Source organism: Streptomyces sp. NPDC055749 (genome assembly GCF_053617235.1).
The window spans coordinates 158263-165068 of sequence record NZ_JBSHFH010000015.1; the positions used below are offsets into that span (position 1 = coordinate 158263).

Consider the following 6806-nt stretch of genomic DNA (forward strand, 5'->3'; position numbering starts at 1 on the left):
CGGCTCACGATGCCTGGGGCTTCTCGCTGCGCCACTCCGGGTGCCCGGGCATCGGCGGTGTCTTCTCCCCGTACAGCCATGCCTGGAAGAACGTGCTCAGGTCGCGTCCCGCGATCTGCGAGGCGAGCCCCGTGAAATCGGCCGTGGTCGCGGATTCGTCCTTGTGACGCCGTACCCAGGTCCGCTCCAGCCGGTCGAACGCGGCCGTGCCGATCTCCTTCCGCAGGGCGTAGAGGACGAGTGCGCTTCCGTCGTACACCACCGGCCTGAAGAGGCTGATCTTCTGGCCCGGGGACGGGGCGTCCGGGTGGGCGGGCGGGCCGCCCGCCGCCCGCCAGGCGTCGGACCGGGTGTACGCCTGGCGCATCCGGCGTTCCAGCGGCTGCTTGGCGTGCTCCTCGGCGTACCTCGCCTCGTACCAGCTGGCGTGTCCTTCGTTGAGCCACAGGTCGGACCACGACTTCGGGGAGACGCTGTTGCCGAACCACTGATGGGCCAGTTCATGCACCATGATCGAGTCGACGTACCACTCGGGATAGCCGGGCTCGGTGAACAGGGAGCGTTCGAAGAGCGAGAGTGTCTGGGTCTCCAGCTCGAAGCCGGTCTCCGTGTCGGCCACCAGCAGCCCGTACGTCTCGAACGGGTACCGGCCGACCTGCCGCTCCATCCAGGCCATCTGGTCCGGGGTCTTCTTCAGCCAGGGTTCCAGCTTCTCCCGGTCCGCGGCGGGCACCACGTCGCGCAGGGCCATGCCGTCGGGTCCGGTGCGCCGCAGGACCGCGGAGCGGCCGATGGACACCTGGGCGAGCTCGGTGGCCATCGGGTGCTCGGTGCGGTAGGTCCAGGTGGTCGTGGCGCCCCGGCGCTGTGTGGTGACGGGCAGACCGTTGGCGACGGCTGTCAGCTGCTCGGGGGCGTTGATCCGGAAGGTGAAGTACGCCTTGTCGGCGGGGTGGTCGTTGCCCGGGAAGACGCGGTGCGCGGCGTCGGCCTGGTTGGCCATGGCCAGCCCGTCGGATGTGCGCAGCCAACCGCCGTCCGCGCGGCTGCCGTTCGGATCGCTGGTGTGCCGGACCGTGATGTGCAGCGGCACTCCTGCGGGGAGTGCGGCGGGCGCCTGGACGACCAGGTCCTCGCCCTTCGTTGCGAAGTCGGAGGCCAGTCCGTTCACTTCGACGGCGCTGACCTTGCCTCGTGCGAAGTCGAGGTTGATGCGCTCCAGCGGCGCGGTGGTCCGGGCGTCGATCTTGGTGATCGTGTCCAGGGGCTTGGTGTTGCTGCCGTGATAGGTGAACGCGATGTCGTACGAGAGGACGTCGTACCCGGGGTTGCCGAGGTGGGGGAAGAGTCGGTCTCCGATGCCGAGCGGCTCGGGAGCGGGGAGGGTGGCGGCGACGAGGGTGACCGAGGCGGTGGCCAGCAGGGCGGCGCGCAGTCGACGGGAGGTGAGCGGCATGGACTACGGCTACCAGCGACCGTCCGCTCCGTCTGTGTGCCGCGCGCCGGACCACCCGAACGAGATCCTCCGGGGACCGGCGGAGGAGGGCGTCAGGTGGTGGCCGCCCGGTGCTGGGCGCGGCTCACGTCGTACACCCCGGGCACGTCCCGCATGGCCCGCATGAGGCCGGGCAGCCCGGCGGCGTCGGGGATCTGCAGGGTGTAGGTGTGCCGGACCCGCTGCTCGCTGGGGGGTTCCACGGTGGCGGAGACGATGGCGGCGTCGGCCGCGGCGATCGCTTCGGTGAGGTCGGCGAGGAGTCTGGGCCGTCCGAAGGATTCGGCGACGAGGGTGACACGGCACTCCCCGGCGTCCCGCCAGTCGCCCTCGTCGTTCCAGCGGACCCCGACCGGTGGCCGCCCGGCGGCCTGCATACGGCCGACCGCCGGGCACTCCTGGCGGTGGACGGTGACGGCTCCGCCTCGCACCGTGAATCCGGTGACCTCGTCCGGGGGTACGGGGGTGCAGCAGCCCGCGAGCCGTACCGCTGTACCCGGTCCGTCCACGGCGACGCCCGCCGCGCGCACGCCCTGCCTGCTCCGGCCGTTCGACGCCTCGTCCGCGTGCTGGGGCTGGGGCTGCTGCCTCGGGGTGTCGGGCTGGCCGGCGGGCCCCTGCGCGTCCTCCGGGTGGGCGTCGAGCCAGCCGGTGATCGCGATCCGGGCGGCGGCGGTGCGCGCGTGATCGAGCCAGTCGGGCGAGGGACCGGATGCCGCGTCCTGGCTGAGCAGCGGCTGCACGGTGTCGCCGTCGCTCAGTACGGTGCTGAGCGTGGCGAGCCGGCCGTTGACGCGCGCCCCGATGCAACCGTGTGCCTCGTCGCCGTACTGCGCGTACGCGGCGTCGACACAGCTGGCGCCCGCGGGGAGTCCGAGCGTCCCGCCCTCGGTGGAGAAGACCGTGATCTCCCGGTCCTGGGCCAGATCGGCGTGGAGCGTGGTCCAGAAGGTGTCCGGGTCGGGGGCGGACTCCTGCCAGTCGAGGAGCCGGGAGAGCCATCCGGGCCGGGTCGGGTCGGCGCGCTCCCCGTCCACCGGTTCGGCCTGGACCGCGCTGCTGTCAGGCGAGCCACTGTCCGGGGTGTACGGGTTCCCGAGTGCGACGACGCCGGCTTCTGCGACCTTGTGCATCTGGTGCGTACGGATGAGCACTTCGGCGACCGCACCGTCCCGGCCGACGACTGCGGTGTGCAGCGACTGGTACAGGTTGAACTTGGGGGCCGCGATGAAGTCCTTGAACTCGGAGATCACGGGCGTGAAGCAGGTGTGCAGTTCGCCGAGGACCGCGTAGCAGTCGGCGTCCTCGGCGACCAGGACGAGCAGGCGTCCGAAGTCGGTCCCGCGCAGTTCGCCGCGTTTGATCCGGACGCGGTGCACGGAGACGAAGTGGCGTGGCCTGATCAGGACCTCGGCGGAGATGTCGGCCTCCCGGAGCGTCGTCCTGACGTTCTCCGCGATCTCGGTCAGGGGGTCCTCGGTACCGCCGGAACCGGCGATCAGAACCCGGGTGTGCTCGTACTCCTCCGGGTGCAGGATCGCGAAGACGAGGTCTTCCAGTTCGGTCTTGAGCGCCTGCACGCCGAGACGTTCGGCGAGGGGGATGAGCACGTCACGGGTGACCTTGGCGATCCTGGCCTGTTTCTCGGGGCGCATCACCCCGAGCGTGCGCATGTTGTGCAGCCGGTCGGCGAGTTTGATCGACATCACCCGGACGTCGTTCCCGGTGGCGACGAGCATCTTGCGGAAGGTCTCGGGCTCGGCCGCCGCCCCGTAGTCGACCTTCTCGAGTTTGGTGACGCCGTCGACGAGGTAGCAGACCTCTTCGCCGAACTGCTCGCGGACCTGATCGAGGGTCACCTCGGTGTCCTCCACGGTGTCGTGGAGCAGCGAGGCGGTCAATGTCGTGGTCTCGGCGCCGAGTTCGGCGAGGATCAGGGTCACGGCGAGCGGGTGCGTGATGTACGGCTCGCCGCTCTTGCGCATCTGGCCGCGGTGCGAGGATTCCGCCAGGACGTACGCCTTGCGCAGGATGGCGAGGTCCGCGTCCGGATGGTGGGCGCGGTGGGCGTCAGCGACATGGCCGATCGCATCGGGCAGCCGGTCGCGGGACACCGGGCCGAGCAGCGCCACCCGTCCGATCCTGCGGAGATCGATCCGGGGGCGGCCCCGCTTGCGAGGGGGAGCACCTGGGTTGGTGGCCTCTGCACTCATGGGGCACCTCCGGCAACGTCGACCGGCGGTGAGGAGGCGCGGATGCGTCCCTGGGCCGGTGCTTGATGCTACCGACCCCACCACGTGGCGCAGTCCGGCTCTCGCTCAGCGTGAAACGGATCACCCATTCGAGCGAAGCTCTAGCCGATCACTGTTTCGAGCCAGGCCGGATCGATGAAGCCTTCGGCCACGATCACGGCCGGTCCGGTCATCTCGATCCCGCCGTCCGGGCGCTCAGTGATCACCAGCGTGCCACCGGGCAGGTCCACCGTGTACGTGACGGGGCTGCCGGTGAGTGCGGGGTCGACGCCGTCCCTGCGCGCCGCCGCGACGGCCACGGCGCAGGCTCCCGTACCGCAGGAGCGTGTCTCGCCGGAGCCGCGCTCGTGCACGCGCATCGCGACGTGGCGCGGTCCGCGGTCCACGACGAATTCGACGTTGACGCCCTCGGGGTAGACCGCGGCGGGGGTGAACTCCGGCGCGGAGTACAGAGTGCCGGCGTGTGCCAGGTCGTCCACGAACGCGACGGCGTGCGGATTGCCCATGTTCACGTTGCGGGCGGGCCAGCTGCGGCCGTCAACGGCGACCGTGACGCCCTCTTCCGGGAGCACGGCGTGCCCCATGGAGACCGTGATGTCGCCGCCCTTGGCGATGTGGACCTGCTTGACGCCGCCCCGTGTGGCGACGGCCAGGTCGCCGTCCTCGACGAGTCCTGCCTGCCGCAGGTGGCGGGCGAAGACCCGGACCCCGTTGCCGCACATCTCGGCGATCGAGCCGTCCCCGTTGCGGTAGTCCATGAACCACTCGGCCTCGGGCGCCATGGCCCGCGCCTCGGGGTGCGCGGCGGACCGTACGACGTGCAGCAGACCGTCGCCGCCGATGCCGGCCCGACGGTCGCACAGCCGGGCGACGACGGATGCGGGCAGGTCGATGTCGTTGCCGGGATCGGGAACGATCACGAAGTCGTTCTCGGTGCCGTGGCCCTTGAGGAAAGCGATCTGCGAGGTACTCACAGGGCAACTGTACGAGGCAGCACCGACAGCCCGCGAAGGCGGATCGTACGGAAGAAGGGGCGCGGCGTCAGCGGAGCCGGGCCACGCGCCAGACGGCGAGGGCGACGAGTCCGGTGCACACGGCGACGTACAGGGCGATCACTCGCCAGTCGGGGCGCTCGCCGGAGCCTCTGGCGGGCAGGCCGGGCCAGGTGTGGCCGACCCGGCGGGCGGCCATCATGCCCCAGCCTGCGGCGCAGCAGCTGATGAGCAGGCCCAGCATGGCGACGATGGCGCCGCCGTCGCCGAACTCGAAGGCGAGCGGGAAGGCGAACATCAGGGAGCCGACCGCGGCGAGCATGATGATCGGCGCGAGCTGCCAGATGCGCAGCCGCCGCGCGGGACGCAGCTCGACCTCCACCTCGGGGGTCACATCGAGCTCGTCGGGCCCGTCGGGGCTCAGGCGTCCCGCCTCGTGCTGCGTATCCGGTGCGTCTTGGTCTGTGTCGCGAGGGCCGGCCTCCATCGCCACGCGCCCTCCCAACTCGGACTCCACTGGTCGATCGATGCTCGATGATGGCACGCTCCCGGGCACCGAAATGACGGGCAGAGCGTCCCGATGCCATCACGTGATCAGGCTGTAACCGCTCGTTCGACCAACGCCAGCGCCAGGTGCGGGAGTTCCGTGCGGTGATCGGCGGCGCCACTCAGCCACCGGACACGCGGGTCGCGGCGGAACCAGGAGTCCTGGCGGCGCGCGAACCGCTTGGTGGCGCGCACGGTCTCGGCCCGCGCCTCGCCCTCGGTGCACTCGCCCGCGAGCGCCGCGAGCACCTGCTGGTAGCCCAGCGCGCGGGAGGCGGTACGTCCCTCACGCAGCCCCTGAGCCTCCAGGGCGCGCACCTCGTCGACGAGCCCGGCCTCCCACATGCGGTCCACTCGGACGGCGATCCGCTCGTCGAGCTCGGGGCGGCCGACGTCCACACCGATCTGCACGGCGTCGTAGACCGCTTCGTCGCCCGGGAGGTTCGCCGTGAAGGGCTTGCCCGTGATCTCGATTACTTCGAGTGCGCGCACGATGCGGCGCCCGTTGCTCGGCAGGATGGCGCGGGCCGCCTCGGGGTCCGCGGCGGCCAGCCGGGCGTGCAGTGCGCCGGAGCCGCTCCGGTCGAGGTCCTCCTCCAGCCGGGAGCGCACCTCGGGATCCGTACCGGGGAATTCCAGGGCGTCGATGGCGCCCTTCACGTAGAGCCCGGAACCGCCCACCAGGACGGGTGTGCGGCCCTCGGCCAGCAGCCGGTCGATCTCCGCACGGGCCAGCCGCTGGTACTCGGCGACGCTGGCCGCCTCGGTGACGTCCCAGATGTCGAGCAGCCGGTGCGGGATGTCGCCGCGCTCGGGGATCGTCAGCTTCGCCGTGCCGATGTCCATCCCGCGATAGAGCTGCATGGAGTCCGCGTTGACCACTTCGCCACCGAGCTGCTGGGCGAGAAACACACCCAGATCGGACTTTCCGGCTGCGGTGGGACCTACGACGGTGATGACGCGGGGGTTGGGAGCTGGTCTTCTCACCGGCCCAGTCTCCCAAACGCGGAGACCGTTCCCGAACGGACCGAGTGCGCGAAGCCCGGTACCGGGACCTGCCACTGGAAGCCCACTACCGGGCCGCCCACCCGTGAGTAAAATGTTGTACAAATATGCAGTACACGTATTGCCTCGAAGCTCCCATCCGTATTGGTCCGTCGGTGAGACAGCGGATAATGGAGTAGCAGAGCACGCCCGAGCACAGTCCCCACTGCACGGAAGGTGACCCATGGGTTTCCTGGACAACCTGAAGGCCAAGCTCGCTCCGGCCAAGGACAAGGTCGGCGACCTCGCGCACCAGCACGGGGGCAAGATCGAGCACGGCCTCGACAAAGCCGCACGCACGGTCGATCAGAAGACCAAGGGCAAGTACAGCGACAAGATCGTGTCCGGCACCCAGAAGGCCAAGGACGCCGTTGACCGGCTGGGCCACAAGGACGAGGGCGGCAGCAAGCCCCCGGCAGCCTGACCTCGTCGGGACCGAGCATGGAGGAGGGCCCGGAACGCATGCGTTCCGGGCCC

The 6806-nt window shown here is 70.5% G+C and carries 6 protein-coding genes; 1 reads left to right on the forward strand and 5 read right to left on the reverse strand.

Features of this window, described 5'->3' with window-relative positions:
- Positions 1 to 4: 4 nt before the first annotated feature.
- From ACWGO0_RS14500 to miaA, 5 genes are all read right to left on the reverse strand, one after another.
- The gene (locus ACWGO0_RS14500) at positions 5 to 1456 is read right to left on the reverse strand and encodes a M1 family metallopeptidase (protein ID WP_453533319.1); all 1452 of its coding nucleotides are present in this window, start codon (positions 1454 to 1456) and stop codon (positions 5 to 7) included.
- Between the two features lie 92 nt (positions 1457 to 1548).
- Complete coding sequence (locus tag ACWGO0_RS14505) at positions 1549 to 3708, reverse strand: RelA/SpoT family protein (protein ID WP_453533322.1); 2160 nt, start codon at positions 3706 to 3708, stop codon at positions 1549 to 1551.
- Between the two features lie 140 nt (positions 3709 to 3848).
- Complete coding sequence (dapF, locus tag ACWGO0_RS14510; RefSeq protein WP_453533324.1) at positions 3849 to 4721, reverse strand: diaminopimelate epimerase; 873 nt, start codon at positions 4719 to 4721, stop codon at positions 3849 to 3851.
- 67 nt (positions 4722 to 4788) lie between these two features.
- Positions 4789 to 5226 carry a hypothetical protein gene (locus ACWGO0_RS14515; RefSeq protein ID WP_453533360.1) on the reverse strand — a complete coding sequence of 146 codons (438 nt, stop codon included), beginning with the start codon at positions 5224 to 5226 and terminating at the stop codon, positions 4789 to 4791.
- Positions 5227 to 5333: 107 nt separating this feature from the next.
- Positions 5334 to 6272 carry a tRNA (adenosine(37)-N6)-dimethylallyltransferase MiaA gene (gene miaA / locus ACWGO0_RS14520; RefSeq protein WP_453533327.1) on the reverse strand — a complete coding sequence of 313 codons (939 nt, stop codon included), beginning with the start codon at positions 6270 to 6272 and terminating at the stop codon, positions 5334 to 5336.
- 241 nt (positions 6273 to 6513) lie between these two features.
- Here miaA and ACWGO0_RS14525 point away from each other — a divergent pair, with 241 nt between their 5' ends.
- Complete coding sequence (locus tag ACWGO0_RS14525; RefSeq protein WP_453533330.1) at positions 6514 to 6753, forward strand: antitoxin; 240 nt, start codon at positions 6514 to 6516, stop codon at positions 6751 to 6753.
- Positions 6754 to 6806 lie beyond the last annotated feature (53 nt).

Excerpts from the sequence above, each read along its gene's own strand:
- ACWGO0_RS14525 (WP_453533330.1), top strand. The coding sequence starts at position 6,514 with ATGGGTTTCCTGGACAACCTGAAGGCCAAGCTCGCTCCGGCCAAGGAC.
- ACWGO0_RS14505 (WP_453533322.1), bottom strand. The coding sequence starts at position 3,708 with ATGAGTGCAGAGGCCACCAACCCAGGTGCTCCCCCTCGCAAGCGGGGC.
- ACWGO0_RS14500 (WP_453533319.1), bottom strand. The coding sequence starts at position 1,456 with ATGCCGCTCACCTCCCGTCGACTGCGCGCCGCCCTGCTGGCCACCGCC.
- ACWGO0_RS14515 (WP_453533360.1), bottom strand. The coding sequence starts at position 5,226 with ATGGAGGCCGGCCCTCGCGACACAGACCAAGACGCACCGGATACGCAG.